This is a genomic window from Hymenobacter sp., from assembly GCF_031398885.1.
Taxonomy (GTDB): Bacteria; Bacteroidota; Bacteroidia; order Cytophagales; family Hymenobacteraceae; genus Hymenobacter.
The window spans coordinates 14,264-33,906 of the sequence record NZ_JANNOD010000043.1; the positions used below are offsets into that span (position 1 = coordinate 14,264).

At 61.9% G+C, this 19,643-nt stretch carries 19 protein-coding genes; 13 read left to right on the plus strand and 6 right to left on the minus strand.

Annotated elements, in window-relative coordinates; genetic code table 11:
* Positions 1-60 precede the first annotated feature (60 nt).
* The 3 genes from RMO51_RS07720 to RMO51_RS07730 all read left to right on the plus strand — a co-directional run bounded on the left by RMO51_RS07720 (position 61) and on the right by RMO51_RS07730 (position 4,365).
* A complete protein-coding gene (locus RMO51_RS07720) occupies positions 61-1,704 on the plus strand; it encodes a CTP synthase (protein ID WP_310393531.1) in 1,644 nt (547 codons plus the stop codon).
* A gap of 157 nt (positions 1,705-1,861) precedes the next feature.
* Complete coding sequence (yidC, locus tag RMO51_RS07725; RefSeq protein WP_310393533.1) at positions 1,862-3,655, plus strand: membrane protein insertase YidC; 1,794 nt, start codon at positions 1,862-1,864, stop codon at positions 3,653-3,655.
* 188 nt (positions 3,656-3,843) lie between these two features.
* Positions 3,844-4,365, plus strand: a complete 522-nt coding sequence (locus tag RMO51_RS07730) for a DUF6438 domain-containing protein (RefSeq protein ID WP_310393534.1) — start codon at positions 3,844-3,846, stop codon at positions 4,363-4,365.
* Positions 4,366-4,591: 226 nt separating this feature from the next.
* On the opposite strand, the gene RMO51_RS07735 is transcribed toward RMO51_RS07730, so the two are convergent.
* A complete protein-coding gene (locus RMO51_RS07735; RefSeq protein ID WP_310393536.1) occupies positions 4,592-6,286 on the minus strand; it encodes an ABC transporter substrate-binding protein in 1,695 nt (564 codons plus the stop codon).
* A 175-nt stretch (positions 6,287-6,461) separates the two neighbouring features.
* On the opposite strand from RMO51_RS07735, the gene RMO51_RS07740 reads away from it, so the two are divergent.
* From RMO51_RS07740 to lepB, 7 genes are all read left to right on the plus strand, one after another.
* Positions 6,462-7,271, plus strand: coding sequence for a ParA family protein (locus RMO51_RS07740; RefSeq protein ID WP_068193033.1), 810 nt, complete (start codon positions 6,462-6,464; stop codon positions 7,269-7,271).
* Positions 7,272-7,298: 27 nt separating this feature from the next.
* Positions 7,299-7,562, plus strand: coding sequence for a hypothetical protein (locus tag RMO51_RS07745; protein ID WP_310393541.1), 264 nt, complete (start codon positions 7,299-7,301; stop codon positions 7,560-7,562).
* A gap of 12 nt (positions 7,563-7,574) precedes the next feature.
* Positions 7,575-7,787: a DUF433 domain-containing protein gene (locus RMO51_RS07750; protein WP_310393542.1), complete on the plus strand. Its 213-nt coding sequence runs from the start codon at positions 7,575-7,577 to the stop codon at positions 7,785-7,787.
* Between the two features lie 74 nt (positions 7,788-7,861).
* Complete coding sequence (locus RMO51_RS07755; protein WP_310393544.1) at positions 7,862-8,878, plus strand: ParB/RepB/Spo0J family partition protein; 1,017 nt, start codon at positions 7,862-7,864, stop codon at positions 8,876-8,878.
* A 115-nt stretch (positions 8,879-8,993) separates the two neighbouring features.
* Positions 8,994-9,719, plus strand: coding sequence for a DUF5683 domain-containing protein (locus RMO51_RS07760; protein ID WP_310393546.1), 726 nt, complete (start codon positions 8,994-8,996; stop codon positions 9,717-9,719).
* An 87-nt stretch (positions 9,720-9,806) separates the two neighbouring features.
* Entirely contained in the window at positions 9,807-10,526 is a 720-nt protein-coding gene (dapB, locus tag RMO51_RS07765; RefSeq protein WP_310393547.1) for a 4-hydroxy-tetrahydrodipicolinate reductase, read from the plus strand.
* Between the two features lie 350 nt (positions 10,527-10,876).
* A complete protein-coding gene (gene lepB / locus RMO51_RS07770) occupies positions 10,877-12,025 on the plus strand; it encodes a signal peptidase I (RefSeq protein ID WP_310393549.1) in 1,149 nt (382 codons plus the stop codon).
* A gap of 471 nt (positions 12,026-12,496) precedes the next feature.
* On the opposite strand, the gene RMO51_RS07775 is transcribed toward lepB, so the two are convergent.
* The gene (locus RMO51_RS07775; protein WP_310393551.1) at positions 12,497-13,159 is read right to left on the minus strand and encodes a uracil-DNA glycosylase; all 663 of its coding nucleotides are present in this window, start codon (positions 13,157-13,159) and stop codon (positions 12,497-12,499) included.
* A gap of 116 nt (positions 13,160-13,275) precedes the next feature.
* On the opposite strand from RMO51_RS07775, the gene apaG reads away from it, so the two are divergent.
* Positions 13,276-13,662, plus strand: a complete 387-nt coding sequence (gene apaG, locus RMO51_RS07780; RefSeq protein ID WP_310393553.1) for a Co2+/Mg2+ efflux protein ApaG — start codon at positions 13,276-13,278, stop codon at positions 13,660-13,662.
* A 108-nt stretch (positions 13,663-13,770) separates the two neighbouring features.
* The gene (locus RMO51_RS07785; protein WP_310393555.1) at positions 13,771-14,550 is read left to right on the plus strand and encodes a class I SAM-dependent methyltransferase; all 780 of its coding nucleotides are present in this window, start codon (positions 13,771-13,773) and stop codon (positions 14,548-14,550) included.
* 12 nt (positions 14,551-14,562) lie between these two features.
* Here the strand turns inward: RMO51_RS07785 and RMO51_RS07790 are convergent, their stop codons facing one another.
* The 3 genes from RMO51_RS07790 to RMO51_RS07800 all read right to left on the minus strand — a co-directional run bounded on the left by RMO51_RS07790 (position 14,563) and on the right by RMO51_RS07800 (position 16,668).
* The gene (locus RMO51_RS07790) at positions 14,563-15,111 is read right to left on the minus strand and encodes an STM3941 family protein (RefSeq protein WP_310393557.1); all 549 of its coding nucleotides are present in this window, start codon (positions 15,109-15,111) and stop codon (positions 14,563-14,565) included.
* A gap of 12 nt (positions 15,112-15,123) precedes the next feature.
* Positions 15,124-15,984 carry a 3-deoxy-8-phosphooctulonate synthase gene (kdsA, locus tag RMO51_RS07795; protein ID WP_310393559.1) on the minus strand — a complete coding sequence of 287 codons (861 nt, stop codon included), beginning with the start codon at positions 15,982-15,984 and terminating at the stop codon, positions 15,124-15,126.
* A 75-nt stretch (positions 15,985-16,059) separates the two neighbouring features.
* Positions 16,060-16,668: a methyltransferase domain-containing protein gene (locus tag RMO51_RS07800; protein ID WP_310393561.1), complete on the minus strand. Its 609-nt coding sequence runs from the start codon at positions 16,666-16,668 to the stop codon at positions 16,060-16,062.
* A 125-nt stretch (positions 16,669-16,793) separates the two neighbouring features.
* Between RMO51_RS07800 and RMO51_RS07805 the strand changes: the two genes are divergently transcribed.
* Positions 16,794-17,744 (plus strand): hypothetical protein, encoded by a 951-nt coding sequence (locus RMO51_RS07805; RefSeq protein ID WP_310393562.1) that lies wholly within the window; start codon positions 16,794-16,796, stop codon positions 17,742-17,744.
* Between the two features lie 168 nt (positions 17,745-17,912).
* On the opposite strand, the gene RMO51_RS07810 is transcribed toward RMO51_RS07805, so the two are convergent.
* The gene (locus RMO51_RS07810; RefSeq protein WP_310393564.1) at positions 17,913-19,643 is read right to left on the minus strand and encodes a T9SS type A sorting domain-containing protein; all 1,731 of its coding nucleotides are present in this window, start codon (positions 19,641-19,643) and stop codon (positions 17,913-17,915) included.

Sequence of the window (19,643 nt, forward strand, 5' to 3'; positions counted from 1 at the left end):
CGGCCCAACAAAGCTAATTGGCGGGCCGGCCTTTAAAGTCCGCTACCTTTGACTCCCGAAATGCCAGACCGCACCCCCTCCCCCACGCCCGCCGCCGCCAAGTACATTTTTGTTACCGGCGGCGTCACCTCCTCCCTCGGCAAGGGCATCATTTCGGCCTCCCTCGCCAAACTCCTGCAGGCCCGCGGCTTCCGCGTCACCATCCAGAAGTTCGACCCCTACATCAACATCGACCCCGGCACGCTCAACCCCTACGAGCACGGCGAGTGCTACGTGACCGACGACGGCGCCGAAACCGACCTCGACCTGGGCCACTACGAGCGGTTCCTGAACACGCCCACCTCGCAGGCCAACAACGTGACCACCGGCCGCATCTACGACACCGTGATTCGGCGGGAGCGCGAGGGCGCTTTCCTGGGTAAAACCGTGCAGGTTGTGCCCCACATCACCGACGAAATCAAGCGGCGCATGCTGCTGCTGGGCCAGAGCGGCGAGTTCGACGTGGTCATCACCGAAATCGGCGGCTGCATTGGCGACATCGAGAGCCTGCCCTTCGTGGAAGCCGTGCGCCAGCTGCGCTGGGAGCTGGCCGATTCCGATTCGCTGGTCATTCACCTCACGCTGCTGCCCTACCTCAAGGCGGCCGGCGAGCTGAAGACCAAGCCCACCCAGCACTCGGTGCGCGACCTGCGCGAGGCCGGCCTGCAACCCGACATCCTGGTGTGCCGCTCCGAGCACCCCATTCCGGCCGAGATGCGCCGCAAAATTGCGCTGTTCTGCAACGTGAAAATCAACTCCGTCATCGAGAGCCTCGACGCCGACAGCATCTACTCGGTGCCGCTGCTCATGCGCAAGGAAGGGCTCGACGAGCGGGTTATCAAGCGCTTGAAACTCACCGGCGGCGCGGCCCAGCCCGATTTGGAAGCCTGGAAAGATTTCCTCGGCAAGCTCAAAAACCCCACCGAGGAAGTGACCATCGCGCTGGTGGGCAAGTACGTGGAGCTGCCCGACGCCTACAAGTCCATCAACGAAGCCTTCGTGCACGCCGGCGCCCAGAACGAGTGCAAGGTCACGGTGCGCAGCATTCAGAGCGAGCACATCACGCCCGAAAACATCGCCGGCCTGCTCCATGGCTGCGACGGCGTGCTGGTGGCCCCCGGCTTCGGCGAGCGCGGCTTCGAGGGCAAGATTGCGGCCGTGCGCTACGTGCGGGAAAACAACATTCCGTTCTTCGGCATCTGCCTGGGCATGCAGGTGGCCGTGGTGGAATACGCCCGCCACGTGCTGGGCCTGCCCCACGCCAACTCCACCGAGATGGACGCCCTCACGCCCAACCCCGTCATCGCCATGATGGAGGAGCAAAAGAACGTCACCATGAAGGGCGGCACCATGCGCCTGGGCGCCTACGCCTGCGACCTGCGCCGCGGCTCCCGCGCCGCCAAGGCCTACGGGCGCAACCACATCAGCGAGCGGCACCGCCACCGCTACGAGTTCAACAATCAGTTCCTGGCCCAGTTCGAGGAGGCCGGGATGCAGATGACCGGCACCAACCCCGACACCGGCCTGGTGGAAGTCATCGAGCTGCCCAACCACCCCTGGTTCGTGGCCGGCCAGTTCCACCCCGAGCTGAAAAGCACCGTGGAAAACCCGCACCCGCTCTTCACCCGCTTCGTGCGCGCCGCCATCCAGCACCGCAAAGGGTAGGACGCTGCGCTTAATGAGGAATGAAGAATGAAGAATGAGGAATTATGGCCGTTGGGTCTGAAACTTCTCATTCCTCATTCCTCATTCTTCATTCCTCATTCTTCATTAAGCGCAGCGTACCTCCCGTACCTTTGGGTATTCGCAACCTCATTTTGTAATGGATAAAAATTCAGCAACCGGCCTATTTCTGATTTCGGCCTTGCTCCTCGTGTACCTGTTCTTCTTCAGCCCGAAGAAGCCGGAGGAAAAGGCCGCTGGCAAAACGCCCGCCGCCACCACGGCCGCCCCCGCCCCGGCCGCGACACCTGCCGCCGTGCCCACCCTGGCGCCCGAAGCGGCCCTTGACACCACGGCCGGCGTGGCCAAGGACGTGACCGTGGCCAACGCCAACCTCAACATTACCTTCTCGACCCGCGGCGGCCGCGTCACGGCCGTGCGCCTGCTCAAGTACCAGACGTTTTTTGGCAAGCCGCTCGATTTGTTCGACGCCAAGAGCGCGCGCATGGACACCCGCTTCCGCACCCTGGACGGCAAAACGGTGAAATTCTCGGACTTGGTGTTCCAGTCGGTGGCCGTGCAGGGCGCGGGCGGCGCGTCGGTCGTCACCTTCACGGCGCCGGTGGCCGGCGGCAGCATCGTGCAGACCTACACGCTGCCCGCCAACAGCTACGAGCTGGCCTACACCCTGCGCCTGAACGGCCTGGAGCGCGCCGTGGCCCAGGAGCCGCTCACCTTCACCTTCGTGGACCGCGTGCGGCAGACTGAGCAGGACCTGCAGCAAAACCGCAACCACACCACCATCAACCACTACCTGGCCGCCGGCGACCAGGGCTCGCTGGCCGAAGCCAGCGAGAACCCCGAGGAGTACAAGGCCACCGGCCCGGTGAAGTGGGCGGCCCACAAGCACGACTTCTTCGTGGCCGGCCTCATTGCCGACCAGCAGCCCTTCGCTGGTGGTGCCTTCAACTCCAACGTGAACCTGGCCGACTCGTCGACCATCAAAACGCTGAGCACCACGCTTACCTTGCCGGTGAACGAGGTGACGCAGGGCCGCGGGCAGTACCGCTTCTTCTTCGGCCCGAACTCGTTCAACTTGCTGAAAAACGTGGCGCCGGAATTCGACCGCAACGTGTACCTGGGCTGGGGCCTGTTCCGGTGGGTGAACCGCTTCGTAGTGCTGCCCGTGTTTCACTTCCTGGAGCAGTACATCGGCTCCTACGGCCTCATCATTGCCCTGCTGGTGCTCCTGATTAAGCTCGTGACCTGGCCGCTGACCTACAAAACCTATGAGGGCCAGGCCCGCATGAAGGTGCTGAAGCCGGAAATTGACGAGCTGAAGGAAAAGTACGGCGACGACGCCACCAAGGTGCAGCAGGAGACCATGAAGCTCTACCAGACCTTCGGCGTTTCGCCCTTGGGCGGCTGCGTGCCCACGCTGCTCACGCTGCCCATCCTGTTCGCCATGTTCCAGTTTTTCCCCAACGCCATCGAGCTGCGGCAGCAGAGCTTTTTGTGGGCCAAAGACCTGAGCAGCTACGACGTGTTTGCCCGGCTGCCCATCTACGTGAAGTGGTACGGCGACCACATCAGCATGTTCACGCTACTGATGACGGCCTCCACCCTGCTCATGACCTGGCAGAGCAACCAGACCAACACGGCCATGCAGGGCCCGATGAAGACCTACAGCTACCTGATGCCCATCATCTTCCTGTTCGTGCTGAACAGCTTCGCCGCGGGCCTTACCTGGTACTACTTCGTGTCGAACGTCATCACGTTCGCCCAGCAGGCCGTTACCAAAGCCTTCGTCGACGACACCAAAATCCGGGCCCAGCTCGACGCCAACAAAATCAAGAACAAGGACAAGAAGCCCGGCGGCATCCAGGGCCGCATCGCCGAAGCCATGAAAGCCGCGCAGGAGCGCGAGGCGCAGGCCAAGAAAAAGCAGTCGTAGATGACCAACAGAACGCCGGGCTCAGCTCGCCCGCTTCGGCAAGCGGACGCTGGCTGAGCCCGGCGTTTCTTTAAGACCGCGCCCCATCCGACAGAATGAGAACCCCAGGCACGGTTTTCGTTTTGTCGGTTTTTCGTTAGCCAATTTTGGTCCTCTTGTTTTCAACGCCTTTGCTTAACGCTTTTGCCATGCGCCACCTCGCATTCCTCCTGCTTCTGGTTTCGTGCGCGTTTGCACTGCCGGCCTGCGCCCAGAAAGCCACTGCCCAAAAAACCAGTAGAGCCAGCAAGAGAGAGGCCGCGGCCCGGGCCGCGAAAGCGAAGAACGACCCCGGCCCCGTGCTCACGTTCGAGCGCACGCCCTGCTTCGGTTTTTGCCCGGCATACACCATGCAGGTGTTTGCCGACGGGCGCGTGGCCTACGAAGGGCGCCGGGCCGTGCCCCTGATGGGCCAGAAAGAATTCAGGCTGCCCGCCGGCACCGTGGCCGACATGCTGCGCACGGCCAAAGAAGCGCATTTCGAACAGTTCCAGGACCGGTATTCGCGCAATACCTCCGACTTGCCCAGCACCGTGGTGGCCGTGCGCCAGCCCGACGGCCAGCTCAAAACCGTGACCGTGGAAGAAGGCGCGCCCGAAAACGTGCAGATGCTGCTGAACTACCTCGGCAATCAGTTCGACGCCCTGGCCGAGCTGAAAGCCGACAGATAGGCGCCTAAACTGCCGTTACCGAAACGGCTTAGCTGCTTAGCTGCTTAGAGCCTATCCGAAAAATAAATTGAACGTCATGCTGAGCTTGCCGAAGCATCTCGCCCGCTTCGCTGGACGGTTTTGGCGAAGCGAGCGAGATGCTTCGGCTGCGCTCAGCATGACGGGCTTTCAGCAGCAAAAATATTTTTCGGACGGGCCCTTAATATGCTTGGCCCAGTGTACCCGACTAGTCCTTCCGCACCCGCTCCAGCAGCAGCTGGTTCATGGGGTTGGGCGCCAGGCCCCGCACGTTGTTCTGGGTGAGGCGCACCACTTCGTCGTAATACAGGCTGATAACGGGGCTTTCGGCCACCACTATCCGGTCCATGGCTTGGTAGAGCGCCGTGCGGCGGGTCACGTCCAGGGTACGGCGGGCTTCGTCGTAGAGCCGGTCGTAGGCCGCGCTTTTAAAATGGGTTTTGTCGGGGCCGGCGGGGCTGAAGTTGGGGCTGTAGAACAGGGCCAGGTAGTTTTCGGCGTCGGGGTAGTCGCCCAGCCAGCTTTTGGCGAAGAAGGCCACCCGGCCGTTGTCGACCAAATCCTGCTGGGCGGCGCTCTGGTTGATGTCAATCTGGACCTGCACGCCCACATCGGCCCACTGCTTCTGCAGGTACTCACCGATTTCCTTGCGTTCCAGCACCGTGCTCAGGCGCAGGCGCAGCGGCCGCGGGGGCCCGTAGCCGGCGGCGCGCAGCAGCTGCCGGGCCCGCTGCGGCTGGTAAGTGTAGCCGGGCACCTCCTTCTCGGAGAACGAGGGCAGGGCCGTGGGCACGAAGCCCGACGTGCCCGCGTGGCCCACCCGGTTGAGGAGGTAGGTGAGCATTTCGGGCTTGTTCAGGGCGTAGTTCAGCGCCTGGCGCACCCGTCGGTCCCGTAGCGCCCGGCCCTGCACCGCCTGCTCGCCGCTCAGGTTGGCCGAATCGAGCTGAAAGCCCAGGTACTCCGTGTTCAAATACGGCACCTTTTCCACCCGAAACTTGCCCTTGAAATCTTCCCGAATGGTACCGTCCGGGTGCATAATCAAGTCGCGTGAGCCGGCCCGAATGCCCGACAGGAAATCCAGCTTACCCTGCTGAAAGGTCAGAAACTCGGTTTTGCGGTCGGCCAAAAAGCTCACGGCCACGGCGTCGAGGTAGGGCAGCGGCCGGCCCTGCCGGTCGCGCCGCCAGTAGGTGGGGTTGCGCGCGAATAGCAGCACGTTGCCCTCGTCCCAGCGCTTGAACCGAAACGGCCCCGTGCCCACCGGGTGCTCCCGGAAGTCCTTGCCGTAGCGCGTCACGGCCTCGCGCGGCACCACATAGGCGTAGTGCATGGTGAGAATGCCCAGAAACGGAATGAACGGCTCCTTGAGGTGCACGCGCAGCGTGGAGTCATTTGCCGCCACAAAAGCCGTGTCGCTGGGGCTGCCGTCGGCCTTTTCCAGCACCTTGCCCCGAAAAATCCAGCCGCCCGAGCTGGCCGTGGCCGCGTCCAGAATCCGTCGAAAAGAATACACGAAGTCGGCGGCCGTCACCACGCGGCCTTTGCCGCCGGGAAAAACCTCGCTGTCGTGAAACCGCACGCCTGGCCGCAGCACGAAAGTGTAAAGCCGCCCGTCGGGCGACACCGTGAACCGCCGGGCCAGCGCCGGGGCCGGCAGCAGGGTCGAATCCAGCTCCAGCAGGCCGTTGAAGAGCTGCTCGTCGGCCCAACGGTTGGCCTGGTTGCGGGCAAAGGCGGGGTCGAGTGAAGTAAGGGCTTCGGGCTGGTTGTAGCGGAACACCCGGCGCTCGTCGGCGGGCCGCCGGGCCGCGTCGCGGCAGCTGGCCAGCGCCAATAGCACCGCCCCGAATCCAAACGCTTTAGCCAAAAAGCCAGCCCAACGAGCCAAAAAAGGGGGCATGCGAACAGGGAAAGAATGTATCTTTGTGCAATGCTACGGCAAAAGTTATTAGTTCTTGGTTGTCAGTTATTCGTTGTCGGTTGTTAGTCGAAAGGTCCGGGAAAGGCCACTAACTGACGCTGAAGCACTGAGCCGCTGACAACTGACAACGAACAACTGACAACGACAAAGACCCATGGGAAAAATCATCGCGGTAGCCAACCAAAAAGGCGGGGTGGGCAAAACCACCACCTCCATCAACCTCGCGGCGTCCCTAGCCGCCCTGGACTACCGGACCCTGCTCGTCGACGCCGACCCCCAGGCCAACGCCACCTCCGGCGTGGGCTACGACCCCAAGGACATCCAGAACAGCATCTACGAGTGCATGGTGGACGGCATCAACGCCCAGGACATCATCCTGCCCACCAACATCCTGCCCCACCTCGACCTCATGCCCTCCCACATCGACTTGGTGGGCGCCGAAGTGGAGATGATAAACCTACCCAACCGCGAAGAGAAGATGAAGGAGGCCCTGCGCCCCCTCGCCGAGCAGTACGACTTCATCATCATCGACTGCTCGCCCTCGCTGGGCCTCATTACGGTCAACGCCCTCACGGCCGCGCACTCGGTCATCATCCCGGTGCAGTGCGAGTACTTCGCCCTCGAAGGCCTGGGCAAGCTGCTGAACACCATCAAAATCATCCAGAGCCGCCTCAACACCGAGCTGGAAATTGAAGGCATCCTGCTCACGATGTACGACGTGCGCCTGCGCCTGAGCAACCAGGTGGTGGAGGAAGTGCGCATGCACTTCCAGCAGCTGGCCTTCGACACCATCATCCCGCGCAACGTGAAGCTGAGCGAGTCGCCCAGCTTCGGCATCCCCGTCATCCTGCACGACGCCGAGAGCAAAGGCTCCATCAGCTACCTCAACCTGGCCCGCGAAATCGTGGAAAAGAACAGCGTGGAAGCCCGCCCCGAGGAAACGGCCGAGGACGAGCGGATTTAGGCTTTTGACTTTATTACGGTTCAGGTTATGATTAACCAGCATACCGACCCCGCTGCCTGGGCGCTTCTCATGTATGAGTTGGAAGATGCTGAAGACGGGCTTAAAAGTCTATTCAAGGATATTGCCGAAGACCCTGAATTTGGCGAAGTAGAATTCAGAATACACATGGCCCACATCTATGTTCATCTAAACCGTGCTTGGAATTCGCGCAACGCAACAGCAGAGCAACAGAGTGATGATGTGTTATGGAAAAAATGGGGCCGGTTTCCAGTTGACATCGAACCTTTATAAAAGTATTGTGGGATGTACACCTTTGCTAACCATCCATTAATCGGTGTTGACCCCGAAATACGTTTTGGCCGGGCGTGCATTATTGGTACCCGCATCAGTGTGGATGACGTGCTGGGCTGGCTGGGCAATGGCATGAGCAATGCTGACATCGTCAAAGATTTTCCAGAATTGAGCGAAGAGTTGATTAGGGCCTGCTTGCACTACGCGGCCAATACGAGAGCTTGATTCCAAGCCAAGCCACTCGCCCCAAACTTCCCGGCTTGCCCTTCGCCCAACAATCCGTAAATTTGGAGTCCCGTATGCGCCGACCTTTCGGCCAACCGGACCTTGCCGAGATGACCCCAGAGAAGAACGACGAGAAAAACACGCTGCCCACCCCGTCCCAACTCGTGCCCAAGCGCAAGATTGGCGGCCTGGGCCGGGGCCTGAACGCCCTGATTGAGGGTAGCTACGAGAAAAAAGGCGACCGCCAGGGCGACCGGCTCGTGTCGCACCCCGTCAACTCGGTGGGCTTTATCTCCGTCGAGCACATCGAGGCCAACCCCTACCAGCCCCGCACCCACTTCGACCAGCAAGCCCTGCAGGAGCTGGCCGAGAGCATCAAAATCCAGGGCATCATCCAGCCCGTGACCCTGCGCCAGCTCGGCACCAACTCCTACCAGCTCATCGCCGGCGAGCGCCGCCTGCAAGCTTCCCGGTTGGCCGGCCTGGAGACGATTCCGGCCTACATCCGCAAGGCCGACGACCAGCAGATGCTGGAAATGGCCCTGATTGAGAACATCCAGCGCGAAAACCTCAACGCCATCGAAATTGCCCTCAGCTACCAGCGCCTGCTGAGCGAGTGCAACCTGCGCCAGGAAGAGCTGGGCGACCGGGTGGGCAAAAACCGCTCGACCGTCACCAACTACCTGCGCCTGCTCAAGCTGCCGCCCGACGTGCAGATTGGCCTGCGCGACGCCGAAATCAGCATGGGCCACGCCCGCGCCCTCATCGGGCTCGACGACGCCAAGGCGCAAGTGGACCTGTTCCGCAAGATTGTGGCCGAGGAATTGTCCGTGCGCCGGGTGGAAGAATTGGTACGCGGCGGCTTTGGCCGGGCAGCGGCGCCCGCCAGCAACGGCGCCGCAACCAGCGGCCCGGCCGCACCACCCGCCGTGCCCGCCGCCGAGCTGCGCCGCACCGAGCGCCACCTCGCCGACCGGTTCGGCTCGCGCGTGCAGGTGCGACCCGGCCCCAAGGGCAGCGGCGAAATCAAGATTGCTTTCGATTCGGTGGAGGATATGCAGCGCATTCTGCACATTCTGCAGCCGTCTTAGCCCGTCCGCAAGTGGTGGGGTGGCCCGGCAGGAAGCGCGCTGAATGGCGCGAATTCAACGCTTCTTTCGGCAGCATCTACGCTAAACCACTGAAAATATCGTTGGCGGGTCAGCTATGAAAAAAATACGTTTTCTCTTTGCCTCGTTGCTGGCGCTGACGAGCGTGCTGCTCACCAGCCGCAGCCAGGCGCAGGTTTTTGACCCGACCGCTCCCCCCAACCCCGCCGTGGTGCTGTCCGATACGGCCGAAGCCCGGCAAGTGGTGGAGTCGCCCGAAGCCCGGCGCCGCAAGGCCGCCGCCGACTCGGCCAAGCGCACCGAGCGCATGTTCCGCGCTTTCGGCTACCAGGGCATTCGCCTCACGCGCCCGGGCAAGGCTGCCCTGCTGGCCGCCCTGCTGCCCGGCGCGGGCCAGATTTACAACCGGCGCTGGTGGAAGCTGCCGCTGGTGTACGGGTCGCTGGGCGGGGTGATATATGGAGAAGTTTTCTATCAAAAAATCTATCGTGAGTTCGCCGATGCCTACAACCTTGTCCAGGCCGACCCTACCAAACTTCAAAATCCGATTTTTTTAGGGGAGAATGCAGCACAGGTCAGAAGTCTGAATGGTCTTAACAGTAACGTAATTCGTTTCCGTGGCTACCGCGACATTTTTTATCTCTACATCGGCCTCGCCTACGGCCTGCAAATCGTGGATGCGCTGGTCGACGCCCACCTCAAAGACTTCGACGTGAGCGACGACCTGAGCCTGCACTGGCACCCCACCATGCTGGCCGTACCCGGCCGGGCCCTGGCCGTGCCCACCGCCCCGGGCGTGCTGTTCGCGTTGCGGGTGAAATAACAGTTGCTCGTTGCTGGTCGCTGGTTGTTGTTTAATGCAGAACCAAGTCGCTGGAAACGAGCCACTAGAAACAAGCCACCGGAAATCATGAACATCCTCTTGATAGGCTACGGCAAAATGGGCCAGGCCATTGCCGCGCTGGCTACCAAGCGCGGCCACCAGATTACCGGCATCGTGGACCGCAACGCGGGCGCGCTGACCATCGCCGACTTCTCGCCCGCCACCGTGGACGTAGCCATCGAATTCACCCACCCCGATTCGGCGTTTGCCAACGTCACGGCCTGCCTGCGCCAGGGCCTGCCGGTGGTGTGCGGCTCCACGGGCTGGCTGCACCACTTCGACGAGGCCCAGGCCCTGGCCCGGGAGCTGCGCGGCAGCTTGTTCTACGCATCCAACTACAGTGTGGGCGTGAACCTGTTCTTCCACTTCAACGAGTACCTGGCCGCCAAAATGCACCAGTTTGGGGGCTACGACGTGGCGGTGCGCGAAATTCACCACCTCCAGAAAATCGACCAGCCCAGCGGCACGGCCCTCACCACGGCCGAGGCCATTATCCGCCACTTTCCCAGCAAAACCACCTGGCGCAACGCCCCCGCCGAAACCCCCGCCGAGCTGGCCGTGCTCAGCGAGCGCACCGGCGCCGTAGTGGGCACCCACGTCGTCACCTACTCGTCGGCCGTCGACACCCTGGAGTTGAAGCACGAGGCCCACAGCCGCGAAGGCTTTGCCCTGGGCGCCCTGCTGGCGGCCGAATGGCTGCCCGGCCGGCCGGGCGTGTTCGGAATGAAAGAGCTGCTGGATTTGTAAACGCTCCAGCGGTTCGGGCGGCGGCGGGCCCGCCGGTGTGCTGCTGCGTTTCTTTGCCTGATTTTAAGAACCTATCCGAAAAATACTTCAGCTGTGCAGACGCCCGTCATGCTGAGCTTGCCGAAGCATCTCGCCCGCTTCATATGAGCCATTCAACAGAGCGGTAGAGATGCTTCGACTGCGCTCAGCATGACGTTCAATTTATTTTTCGGATAGGTCCTAAGTTATCGTTCCGTGGTTGTCAGTGGTTGAAGTTTATTTAAATAGCTGACTGGTAACTGACAATCAGCAACTGACAACTCGTTTACTTTTGCCTGATTTTAATTGCCAAGCCCCCGCTGGTCTTCCCCATGCCTTTGTTCAAAACCGACCGCACCGCCGCCGCCAAAGCGCCCAAGTCCAAGTCCCGCGAGTGGGCCGACTCGCTGATTTTTGCCGTCGTCGCGGCCACGCTCATCCGCTGGGCCACGTTCGAGGCCTACACCATTCCCTCGCCCAGCATGGAAAATTCCCTGCTGGTGGGCGACTACCTGTTCGTGAGCAAGCTGCACTACGGCCCCATCACGCCCCAGACGCCGCTGCAGGTGCCCCTCACCCACCAAACCGTGTGGGGCACGGGCCTCCAGAGCTACTCCGAGCTGCTCCAGCTACCCACCTACCGGCTGCCGGGCTTCTCCGAAATCAAGCGCAACGACGTGGTGGTCTTCCACGTGCCCCACGAAACCCAGTACCCCGCCGACCTGCGCACCAACTACATCAAGCGCTGCGTGGCCGTGGCCGGCGACACCCTCGAAATCAAAGACGGCCAGGTCTACCTCAACGGCCGGCCCGGCGTGACGCCCCCCGGCCTCCAAACCACTTACTTCATGCAGGTCGACAGCCCCAACGACGAGGTGCTGGCCGCCCTGCGCGCCCAGGGCGTGGTGGAATACGGCGCGCCCGACGGCGCCCCCCAGGTCCGCCCTGACGCCAACGGCAAGTTTGGCTACGAAATCAGCTGCACCAAAGCCGCGGCCGACTACTTCCGCCGGCAGCCCTACGTGCGGAGCCTGACCGTGACCGAGCCCCCGGTGCGGCTTTTTCCCGACGCCGCCGACTTCACCAACTCCGGTGCCAGCAGCGCCACCCCGCGCAACTGGTCGCTGGACAGCTACGGCCCGCTGCCCATTCCCAAAAAAGGCCAGACCATTGCCCTCTCCCCCGCCAACGCCGCCATCTACTTCAAAATCGTGGCCCGCTACGAGCACAACGAGGGCGTGACCTGGAAGGAAGGCATGATATACCAGAACGGCAAAATGCTCACTAGCTACACCATCAAGCAGAATTACTACATGATGATGGGCGACAACCGCCACAACTCCGAAGACTCGCGCTTCTGGGGCTTCGTGCCCGAAGACCACGTCGTGGGCAAGGCCGTGCTCATCTGGCTCTCCATCGACCCCAACGCCGACTTCTGGCACAGAATCCGGTGGAGTCGCCTGTTCGACATCATCCACTAAGCAGTCGTGCTCAAGTGAGCACAGTCAAATAATACAGCACGTCATTCCGAGCCTGCCGAGGAATCTCGCCCGGTTTATCCGCGCCGCCTAACAGCGCGAGCGAGATTCCTCGGCAGGCTTAGAATAACGTGCTGCTTGATTCGTTCTACATTGTGCGCGAACTTATTCAACCGCAACCGCTCCAATCCAACGCAAAACACCCTTCGTCACCCCCAAAACACTCTTTGCGTAACGCAAAACACCATTCGACACTGCCACAACGTCATTTACGCCTTCCTAAACGGCATTGCGACTAGACAAAACGTCATTTCGCATTCTCAAAACGGCATTGGGCATAGACAAAACGTCATTTCGGGCTCGCAAAACACCCTTCGTCACCCGCAAAACACCCCTTGACCGTCACCAAACACCATTGGCCTGTTCCAAAACACCCTTCGTCCTTCTCAAACACCCCTTGGCATCATCCATTCTTTACCACTCCACGGGCTCCAGCCCCTTGCTCGCCAGCCAAGCGTTGGCTTTGCTGAAGGGCTTGCTGCCGAAGAACCCCTTGTCGGCCGCGAACGGGGAAGGGTGCACCGACTTCAAAACCAAGTGCTTCTGCTCGTCGATTAGTTCTGATTTCTTGCCGGCGTAGGCACCCCAGAGGATGAACACGACGTGCTCCTCGCCTTCCGACACCTTGCGAATCACGGCGTCGGTGAATTCTTCCCAGCCTTTTTTCTGGTGCGAGGCGGGCTCGCTGGCGCGCACCGTGAGGGTGGCGTTCAGGAGCAGCACGCCCTGCCGGGCCCAGCGGTCGAGGTTGCCGTTGGCGGCGGGCGCCGTGCCGGGAATATCGTCCTGCAACTCCTTGAAAATATTGCGGAGCGACGGCGGAGCGGCTTGTCCTTCCTGCACCGAAAACGACAGCCCGTGCGCCTGATTGCGCCCGTGGTAAGGGTCCTGACCCAGAATCACGACCTTGACTTGGCCAAACGGCGTGGCCTCGAACGCGCGAAAAATGTGGGCGCCGGCCGGGTACACGGTGGCCGTGGCGTACTCGCCCTTCACGAAGGCGATAAGTCGCTGAAAATAGGGCTTTTCGAATTCGTCGGCCAACACGGGCCGCCAGCTCTCGGCTATCTTTACCATTGCGGTTTTTGAGAAAAAATAAACGAACTTCGTCGGCGTTCAATGCCCGATTTCGCGTAAAACCAATTTTGGCGGGCCGCTGTTACGCCCGCAGCTACTTCTTAGCTCCGCCGCCCATGCCCACCACCACTACGCAAGGCGTCACCGTTTCGGTTACGACCAACTACTTGCCCGATTACTCCAGCCCCGGCCAGGAGCATTTCGTGTTCGCCTACAAAATTGACATTCGCAACAACAGCGAATTCACGGTGAAGCTGCTGCGCCGCCACTGGCACATCCACGACGCCAACGGCGTGGTGCGCGAGGTGGAGGGTGAAGGCGTGGTGGGCCGCCAGCCCGTGCTGGAGCCCGGCGAGGCGCACCAGTACGTGAGCGGCTGCAACCTCAAGTCGGGCGTGGGCAAGATGCGCGGCACCTACCTCATGGAGCGCTTAGCCAACGGCCAGGAATTCACGGTCGACATCCCCGAGTTTACCCTCATGGTGCCCTATCGGCTGAACTAGGGCCTCTTGGTTGCTTGTTGTCAGTTGCTTGTTGTCAGTTGTTAGTTTGTAGCGCAGTTGTCGGTCTGCCCAGTTTCTGACAACCGACAACTAGCAACTGACAACTCCTTGTTTCAACTCCTCGCGTACTTCCGCTTCTGGCTCCGTTCGGGCAATGCCCACGGGCTGCATTCGCCGTTCGTGTTCGGCCTCTACACGGCCGTCGTTCGGCACACCGGCACTTTCGGGGCGTATGCGGGCATTGAGGCGCGGCGGCGGGAACTGCTCGCCAGTCCAGCCAGCGTAAGCGTTACCGATTTTGGGGCGGGCTCCCGCACCGGCGCGGGCCAGCAGCGCCGCGTGGCCGACATTGCCCGCACCGCCGCCAAGCCGCCGCGCCTCGCACAACTGCTGTTTAGACTGGTCAACTACTGCCGGCCGGCCACTATTCTGGAGCTGGGCACCTCGCTGGGCCTCACCACCGCCTACCTGGCCGCCGCCGACTCGCGCCACCGCGTCCTCACTTTCGAAGGTTGCCCCAACGTGGCCGCGTTGGCCCGCGAAACCTTCGCCGCGCTGCACCTGAGCAATATTGCCGTCGTGGAGGGCAACATCGACCACACCCTGGCCCCGGCCCTGGCGGCCCTGGCCGCGCCCCTGGACTTCGCTTTTTTCGACGGCAACCACCGCTACGAGCCGACGCTGCGCTACTTTGAGCTGTGCCTGGCGCACCGCACCGACGACTCCGTGTTCGTATTCGACGACATCCACTGGTCGGCCGACATGGAGCGGGCCTGGGAAGTCATCAAGGCCCACCCCGACGTGCGGCTGACGGTGGACCTGTTCCACATTGGGCTGGTGTTCTTCCGAAAGAATCAGCCCAAGCAGCATTTCTGGCTGCGGATATGACCCGCAGCAAACCTACAGGTTGGCAATTGCCTCCCTGACCAATCCTTCCCGTTCGGGCTGCTCCGCGCCCCGCATGGCCAAAATAAATTCGGCAAACCGCATAGTGTCGATGCTGACCAGGCCTAACGAAATGTTCAACTCCTGAAAACCAAACTCTTTGTTTAAGCTGGCTACTCCCTGCCTGAACTTGTTTTTCTTGCGGGAAGGCTCAAATGCTTCGTCCACCACCAAGCAGATGAATTTTTGCCGGTTCACCGCAATCAAGTAAACGTCCTGGATGATTTCCCAGTTGATGAATTCGTGGTGCGTGGTGCGGTCGAATACGCCGAATTCGTTCACGATTATCTGCGGCCGGCGGTCGAGCAGTTGGTAGAGTCCAAAGAGGAACCCGAGGCCGAAAAAGCCGATACTCAGCCAGGCTATCCCTTGCGGGGCGTCCGGGCGGCCCAGCATAAAATACCCCAGGCCGACGAATACTGAGCACAGCAGCACCATCCTGAGCACTTTTCCGCGCGACCGGTACAGGCGAACTTCAGTCATCGTTGCGGTGCTTGCGCTCAACTCGAAACGGATTTACGCCTCTAGCCCTTGCGGGTCGATGCCGCCGGTCGGCCGGATGGCGTCCCGCACCCGCGTCAGCTTCCCCAGCAGCGCTTCGAGTTGGTCGAGCGGCAGCATGTTGGCGCCGTCGGACAGGGCGGTGGCGGGCGTGGGGTGGGTTTCGATGAACAGGCCGTCGGCGCCCACGGCAATGGCGGCTTTGGCAATGGTTTCGATGAGGGCGGGCTGGCCGCCGGTGACGCCGCTGGCCTGGTTGGGCTGCTGCAGGGAGTGGGTCACGTCCATCACCACGGGCACGCCGAAGCGGCGCATGGCGGGCAGGTTGCGGAAGTCCACCACCAGCTCGGAATAGCCGAAGGAGTTGCCGCGCTCGGTAAGAATGACGTGCTCGTTACCCGACTGGTGCACCTTGTCCACGGCAAATTGCATGGCCTCGCCGCTCAGAAACTGGCCTTTTTTAATGTTCACCACCTTGCCGGTCTGCGCCGCGGCGATGAGCAAGTCCGTCTGGCGGCACAGGAAGGCCGGGATTTGCAGCACGTCGACGAACTCAGCCGCCAGCGCGGCTTCGCTCGATTCGTGGATGTCGGTGACGGTAGGCACGCCAATTTCTCGCCCAACCTTTTGCAGGATGCGCAGCGCCGTTTCGTCGCCAATGCCGGTGAAGGAGTCCAGCCGCGAGCGGTTAGCCTTGCGGTAGGAGCCCTTGAAAATAAACGGAATCTGCAGCTTGTCGGTGATGTGCTTGATGCGCTCGGCAATGCGCAGGGCCATGTCTTCGCCCTCAATGACGCAGGGGCCGGCCATGAGGAAAAACTGGCCGGAGTTGGTGTGCCGGAAATGCGGCAGGGTGTTGGCGAGGGCGGTGAGCATGGCGCGGCGTGACCCCAAGCGGGTGCTTGGGGAGTGGAAAATTCAAGGGAATTCGCACGAAGCCGGAGCCTGATGCTATTTTTTCTTCAAGCAGATAAATAACTCCCGGCCCTGCCGGGGCTGGAGCGAATTGGCGGCGGTTTCGAAATGCCTGAAATCAAAATACGGCGCGAAATAGCTCCGGTATTCTTCCTTGGAGCCCCCGAACGGCGGCTCTTGGGCCGGCCCGAAATCAGTATCGAACAGCAGCCCCATCAGCGTGCCCCCGGGCCGCAGCAGGGCCGCGCACTGCCGGGCGTAGGCTGGGCGCAGCGCGGGGTTCAGCGCGCAGAAAAACGTTTGCTCCACAATTAAGTCGTACGGCTCCACGTTGGGCAGGGCAAAGAAATCAGCCAATAACAGGTGCTCGGCCGGGAAATCGGGCACGCGGGCCGCCAGTGCTTGCAGCGGCTCCGGGGCAAGGTCGGCCACGAACACCTGCCCAAAACCCAGCCGGTGCAAGTGCTCCGCCTCGTAGGCGCGGCCGGCGCCGGGAACGAGGATGCGCGGCTGCCCGGCCACGGCCAGCTGGTCGAAATAAGCGCGCAGCGGCGGGGTCACGGCGTGGGCGTCCCAGCCGTCGCGCCCGGCCGCGTAACGGCCTTGCCAATAGGCGGAATCGAAGGCGGGTAGAACCGTTTGCATTCCGTGAAAGTATAGGGGAAACTTGCCAGGGCCCGGAAGTCCCCTATTTTTACGCCCAAAGGTACGCGCCGCCTTGCGGCAAACACCTCGAATTTTTCACCCTTCCCTCGCTTAACCACTCCCGTATGGACCCCAACGAAACCCCCGAACCCCGCTCCAACAACAGCCGTGTCCTGCTTTGGGTAGCCCTCGTGGCTGTACTGCTCGGCATCAACGGCGTTCTGTTTTACCTCAACCAGCAGAAAGGCGACAAGAACGAGGAGCTGACCACGGAGGTGCGCGCCAAGGACAGCAAGCTGCAAGAACAAATCAAGCAGTACGAAGCCCTGAAGGGCGATTTTGAGCGGCAAAGCCAGGAGCTGCAAGCGCTGGGCCTGAGCAACGACTCGCTCGAAGCCAAGATTGCCGGCGTCAACGCCGACCTGCTGCGGCTGCGCTCCTTCAAGGCCGGCAGCTTTTCCATTGCCCAGCAGAAACTGTTCAAGCAGCGCGCCCAAAACCTGGAGAGCCAGCTGCGGAAAAAGGACGACGACATTGCCCAGCTCAAGAAGGACAACGAAACCCTTTACACCGAAACCACTACGCTAAAAGAGCGGCAAAACCAACTGAGCGACACCATCAGCACCATCGCGCGCACCAACCAGGAGCTGACGGATAAAGTCGGCGTCGCGTCGCGCCTGCAGTCCGAGAACATCAAAGTGGCCATCATCACCTCCAAAAATAAGGAGAAGGACGACGACCAGGACGAGTTCAAGGCCAAGCGCGTGGAAAAGGTGAAAGTGACCTGCAACCTGGCCCGCAACGACGTGTCGCCGAAAGAAACCAAAGCTATTTACCTGCGCATTCTGGAGCCCGACGGCGCCGCCCTCTACAACCTGAGCACCGGCGGCGGCACCTTCACCGTGGAAGGCCAGGAGGCCTTTTATACCCAGAAGCAGGACGTGGTGTACGACAACAGCAAGCAAAAGCTGGAGTTCGTGTACGCCAAAGGGGCCGAATATAAAAAGGGCCAGCACACGGTGGAGCTGTACGAAAGCGGCCAACTGATGGGCAAAGCCAAGTTTACGCTGAAGTAGTCTGAACTGCGGATTCATCAGATTCAGCGAATTGGTCGGATTCTGTCGACGGCATAATTTCCGTTAACACCGACAGATTACCAACATGCAAAAAGGCCACTCGATGAGTGGCCTTTTTCGTGGTAGGCGCGGTACCGAGTCCTACGCGAGCCGGCCGCATTTCCACGCCTACTCTACCGCCAGGCGCCGGGCCGGGCCGGCGCCGCGCAGCAGGTAGAGGCCGGCGGGCAGCCCGCCCAGGTCCAGGACCGTTTCGGGTCCGGCCGGGGCAGGGTAGCGGCGCACGGCCCGGCCCAGCGCATCGGTGAGGGTGAGCGGGGCGCCGGGCGTGCCGGTGGGCAGGCGCAGGGTGGCCGTGTGGCGGGCGGGGTTAGGAAACAGGGCCGCCGGCTCGCGGGGCCCAGCGGTGGCGGTGGCCGTCAGGGTGGGGTCGGTGAGGGAGGCGAGGAAGCCGAGAATAGTATTGGTGTTCGGGTTGGAGATGGTGGTGGCGCCGAAGCTGGCGGTGGGGCTGTTAAAATATCCTGCCACGTACACATTGCTGCCGCTCAAAGCCAGCGCGAAGGCATATTCGTTGCCCGCCCCGCCGCCCCGCTGCGCCCAGGCAAAGCTGCCCGTGGGGCCCGCGTCGGCAAGCTTGGCCACGTACGCGTCGGCAGAGCCACCGGCAGTGTTCGCATTGGCCAGGGTAGTGGCGCCAAAGGCTGCTGTAGAGCTGATAAAAGCCCCCGATACATACACGCTCGTCCCGTTCACAGCCAAGGCATCGGCGCGGTCGTTGCCCGTGCCGCCGGCCCGCTGGGCCCACACGAAACTACTAGTGCTGCCCGCGTCGGCAAGCTTGGCCACGTACGCGTCGGCAGAGTTACCGGTAGTGTTCGCATTAACCAGGGTAGTGGTACCAAAGCCCGCCGTGAGCCCGCCAAAATACCCCGCCACGTACACGTTATTGCCGCTCACGGCCAGCGCGTTGGCTTGATCGTCACCGATGCTGCCGGCCCGTTGCGCCCACACGAAACTACTAGTGCTGCCCGCGTCGGTTAGCTTGGCCACGTACGCGTCGTTTATCCCGGTGTTGGTCAGGTTCGTACTGCCAAAGCCCACCGAGGAGCTGCGAAATTCTCCGGCCATGTACACGCTCGCACCGTTCACGGCCAGCGCGTCGGCGCTGTCGTTGTCTTGGCCGCCGGCCCGCTGCGCCCAGGCAAAGCTGCCCGTGGGGCCCGCGTCCGTGAGCTTGGCCACGTACGCGTCGGAAGTGAATGCAGCGGTTCTCACATTAATCAGAATGGTGGCGCCAAAGCTGGCTGTGAAGCTGCGAAATTCCCCGGCCACGTACACGCTCGTTCCTCTCACAGCCAGGGCGGTGGCGAGGTCGTTATCCAGGCCGCCGGCCCGTTGCGCCCAGGTAAAGCTGCTAGTGCTGCCCGCGTCGGTGAGCTTGGCCACGAACACATCGGCAGAGCCCGCATTGGCCAGGGTGGTGGCTCCGAAGCTGGCCGTAGGGCTGCGAAATTCCCCGGCCAAGTACACACTCGTCCCGTTCACGGCCAGCGCGTTGGCTTGGTCGTCGCTGCTGCCACCGGCCCGCCGCGCCCACACAAATTGATTACTGACGGGGCTAAACTTAGCCACGAACACATCATCGCCCCCGACACTGGTGAGCGTAGTGCCGCCCAGCACCACGCTGTTCGCGAAGTACCCCGCCAAGTACACGTTGCCCGCCGCATCGACAGCCGTAGCCCTCACATAAGAAAAATTTCCCGTTACAGCCGCTGTGGCCGCCGCTACCACGCGGGCCGATTGCCAAGCCGGGGCTTGGGCGGCGGTCGGGGAAGCCAGGGCGAAGAACAGGCCGGCCAGCAGGCCCGCCATGCGCAGGGAGAAGACGTGCTTCAT

What these genes read in the sequence shown, in the direction of transcription:
- RMO51_RS07755 (WP_310393544.1), top strand. Translation starts at nt 7,862, where the DNA reads ATGCGCCGACCTTTCGGCCAACCGGACCTTGCCGAGATGACCCCAGAG.
- RMO51_RS07745 (WP_310393541.1), top strand. Translation starts at nt 7,299, where the DNA reads ATGATTAACCAGCATACCGACCCCGCTGCCTGGGCGCTTCTCATGTAT.
- RMO51_RS07800 (WP_310393561.1), bottom strand. Translation starts at nt 16,668, where the DNA reads ATGCAAACGGTTCTACCCGCCTTCGATTCCGCCTATTGGCAAGGCCGT.
- RMO51_RS07775 (WP_310393551.1), bottom strand. Translation starts at nt 13,159, where the DNA reads ATGGTAAAGATAGCCGAGAGCTGGCGGCCCGTGTTGGCCGACGAATTC.
- RMO51_RS07810 (WP_310393564.1), bottom strand. Translation starts at nt 19,643, where the DNA reads ATGAAGCACGTCTTCTCCCTGCGCATGGCGGGCCTGCTGGCCGGCCTG.
- apaG (WP_310393553.1), top strand. Translation starts at nt 13,276, where the DNA reads ATGCCCACCACCACTACGCAAGGCGTCACCGTTTCGGTTACGACCAAC.
- kdsA (WP_310393559.1), bottom strand. Translation starts at nt 15,984, where the DNA reads ATGCTCACCGCCCTCGCCAACACCCTGCCGCATTTCCGGCACACCAAC.
- RMO51_RS07720 (WP_310393531.1), top strand. Translation starts at nt 61, where the DNA reads ATGCCAGACCGCACCCCCTCCCCCACGCCCGCCGCCGCCAAGTACATT.
- RMO51_RS07805 (WP_310393562.1), top strand. Translation starts at nt 16,794, where the DNA reads ATGGACCCCAACGAAACCCCCGAACCCCGCTCCAACAACAGCCGTGTC.
- yidC (WP_310393533.1), top strand. Translation starts at nt 1,862, where the DNA reads ATGGATAAAAATTCAGCAACCGGCCTATTTCTGATTTCGGCCTTGCTC.
- RMO51_RS07740 (WP_068193033.1), top strand. Translation starts at nt 6,462, where the DNA reads ATGGGAAAAATCATCGCGGTAGCCAACCAAAAAGGCGGGGTGGGCAAA.
- lepB (WP_310393549.1), top strand. Translation starts at nt 10,877, where the DNA reads ATGCCTTTGTTCAAAACCGACCGCACCGCCGCCGCCAAAGCGCCCAAG.
- RMO51_RS07750 (WP_310393542.1), top strand. Translation starts at nt 7,575, where the DNA reads ATGTACACCTTTGCTAACCATCCATTAATCGGTGTTGACCCCGAAATA.
- RMO51_RS07730 (WP_310393534.1), top strand. Translation starts at nt 3,844, where the DNA reads ATGCGCCACCTCGCATTCCTCCTGCTTCTGGTTTCGTGCGCGTTTGCA.
- dapB (WP_310393547.1), top strand. Translation starts at nt 9,807, where the DNA reads ATGAACATCCTCTTGATAGGCTACGGCAAAATGGGCCAGGCCATTGCC.
- RMO51_RS07735 (WP_310393536.1), bottom strand. Translation starts at nt 6,286, where the DNA reads ATGCCCCCTTTTTTGGCTCGTTGGGCTGGCTTTTTGGCTAAAGCGTTT.
- RMO51_RS07760 (WP_310393546.1), top strand. Translation starts at nt 8,994, where the DNA reads ATGAAAAAAATACGTTTTCTCTTTGCCTCGTTGCTGGCGCTGACGAGC.